Origin of the sequence: Pseudolactococcus raffinolactis NBRC 100932 (assembly GCF_001591765.1) — a bacterium.
GTDB classification, from domain to species: domain Bacteria; phylum Bacillota; class Bacilli; order Lactobacillales; family Streptococcaceae; genus Pseudolactococcus; species Pseudolactococcus raffinolactis.
Window position 1 is genome coordinate 1 of the sequence record NZ_BCVN01000077.1, and the last position, 2,563, is coordinate 2,563.

Sequence of the window (2,563 nt, forward strand, 5' to 3'; positions counted from 1 at the left end):
TTTACTAATTGGTACCCAAAGCTCCATTTCATAATTGGGATCATGAATATCATTTTCGGTATATACTTCAAAATCTGGTAAACCTGAATGTTTGTAGTCATTTTCTGGGAAAAATTCTTCAAGCAGATATTTCCATGCCTGATGAATGGAATCAGGGACTGATCCTTTAACTGGAACTACTGCATACTCAGTTTCTTTAACTTCTAAGATATCAAGTCCTAAATTTCTAGCTTTAGCGTCATCCAAGACGTTATATCCCGCCATATAATTAATCTTATCATTTCCCTCATTCTCATAACAAACACCTAATGATTGACCATTTCCAAAACTTTCTAATTGTTCAAAACTATATTTACTATATAATTCATCCCATGTACTCGGACATTGATTAGAATCAATGTTTTCTTTTAATACGCCAGCTACTTTGAATGATGGCTTTGTTTCGATTTTAATATTCATTTGACTTCCTCCTATTACTTTTAAAGCTAATTTCATTTTAGGAAATAAATTATAGTTTTTCCCTTTTCGAACTTCTGAGGGTGAATTACCATGAAACTTTTTGAAAGCAAAACTAAAAGCATCAGCTGAATCATAATTATATTTCAAAGCAATATCAATTACTTTTTGATCAGTATTCAACAGATCATCTACAGCTAGTGTAAGTTTTCTATTTCTCAAGTATTCTGCCAAAGTAATTTCTGATAGAATCGAAAAAATTCTACTAAATAGTGGATAGGAATAACCTGATATGTTTTGAAATTTTTTAAGTTCAACTTCCGATGTAAGTGTACTTTCTAAATAGTCGATGGTTTTGTTAAATTGATGCATCATTTTTATCACCTCTCACATAGGAGTTTATCATATAAATAAATTGGAAACCCAATAATTTTAGTACAAAAAAACTGTAAGCTGAACATTTGTTTTTTGAATATGATTTGTCAAATTAAGTTAGAATAAAATGCTTCTTGTACATAGCTCAAAAATATCTCAATTGGTGTTCTGTAATTCAATGATTTTCTTGGAATATGATTACGTTGATTGCTGACACTGGAAATAAATGTCTGATTCACTTCTCTAAAATCCATTGATTTCGGCAGTCCATTACGACGCAGAATCCCGTTAGAATTCTCGTTTAATGGGCGTTGAGAAGGTGTTCCAGGGTCCGCAAAATATATATCAATATCATGTTGGTTACTAATGGCTTTCCAGTTAGAAAATTCTTTTCCACAGTCAAACGTAATAGATTTAAAGAAGTTTTTAGGGAAGCGAGAAAACCATTGATTAAGGGCAGTTTCAATATCTAATGCCTTACGGCCGTTGGGTTTAATCGTGATAATTACTTTAGATAATCTTTCAACTAAAGTAATGACGGCACTTTTATGATGAATGCCAACGATCGTATCACCTTCAAGGTGACCAAACTCAGAATTGAAATCAGGATAATTATCAGGTCTATCATGGATTGAGCGCTGATATTGTTGTTTTCCCCGTTTTTCCTGATGGCCATTGGGTTTTCTTTTACCTTTCATCGGTAGTGTGTCAATATCAAATATTCCTTTAGAAAATAAACGATAAAGTGTTCTCATACCGCATGAAACAGGCCTTTCTTTTCGCCCGATAATGACGTCAGGCGTCCAACCAAGAGTGACTTTCTCTTTAATGTAATCTACTTCATGAGCAGGTAATTGAATGACTTTTCTACCACATTTTTTCTTATTTTCTTTATACTGGTGCCAATAATCAAGAGCAGTCTTGCCTTGCTTGAACTTATTGACTACATTATAAATAGTTTGTATAGCACGTCCCATTCGGTTAGCGATTTCAACCGGTTTATTATGTTGAAGATAATATGATTCTATCATTGTCAGTTCGTCTATGGTAAGATGTTTGTAGGTCATTTATGGTTACACTCCTTTGTTTTCTTTCGTCGGAAATACAATTTGAGTGTACCATAAATGCCTTTTTATTTTTCTAACTTAATTTTACAATTCGCGTCTTTAAAAAAACGGTAGATAATAATCTTTTTCTTTGCTTTGTAAACGGTTTTATGTTATTACTATAGTATAGATTAATTATTAGAATTAGTCTAATTAAGAACAAGGAGGACTTTCTAATGACATTCGATTATAAAGATCATGGCAAAGAAAAATTTATCGTTAACATTGAGGATTATACCAAAGAAAACGAGAATTACCGTACAACAATTTGGACTGGTGAAAAACTTCAGGTTACATTAATGGCTATTGAACCCGGTGACGATATTGGTTTAGAAGTACACATGGGTATCGATCAATTCCTCCGTATCGAAGAAGGTAAAGGTTTATGCCAAATGGGAGATGCCGAAGATAATCTTACATTTGAACAAGAAGTTTCAGATGATGATGTAATTTTAGTACCTGCTGATACTTGGCATAATGTAACCAATATTGGTGACAAACCTCTGAAAATTTACTCAATTTATGCAGGTCCTGATCATGTCCCTGGTACAGTACATAAAACGCATGAGGAAGCTAAAAATGATCCTAATGAAGACTAATTTTAGTTATATGATTTGTCAAATTAA

3 protein-coding genes are annotated in these 2,563 nt (G+C 32.7%); 1 reads left to right on the forward strand and 2 read right to left on the reverse strand.

Annotated features, from left to right (window positions below; all coding sequences use genetic code 11):
- The coding region (locus tag LRA01S_RS10400) for an AraC family transcriptional regulator (protein WP_061775537.1) at window positions 1-831 on the reverse strand (831 nt) is incomplete at its 3' end.
- Between the two features lie 107 nt (window positions 832-938).
- Window positions 939-1,898 (reverse strand): IS30-like element IS6770 family transposase, encoded by a 960-nt coding sequence (locus LRA01S_RS10405; protein WP_000221326.1) that lies wholly within the window; start codon window positions 1,896-1,898, stop codon window positions 939-941.
- Between the two features lie 215 nt (window positions 1,899-2,113).
- Here LRA01S_RS10405 and LRA01S_RS10410 point away from each other — a divergent pair, with 215 nt between their 5' ends.
- Window positions 2,114-2,536 (forward strand): cupin domain-containing protein, encoded by a 423-nt coding sequence (locus LRA01S_RS10410; RefSeq protein WP_003108064.1) that lies wholly within the window; start codon window positions 2,114-2,116, stop codon window positions 2,534-2,536.
- The last annotated feature ends 27 nt before the right edge of the window (window positions 2,537-2,563 follow it).

What these genes read in the sequence shown, in the direction of transcription:
- LRA01S_RS10410 (WP_003108064.1), top strand. Translation starts at nt 2,114, where the DNA reads ATGACATTCGATTATAAAGATCATGGCAAAGAAAAATTTATCGTTAAC.
- LRA01S_RS10405 (WP_000221326.1), bottom strand. Translation starts at nt 1,898, where the DNA reads ATGACCTACAAACATCTTACCATAGACGAACTGACAATGATAGAATCA.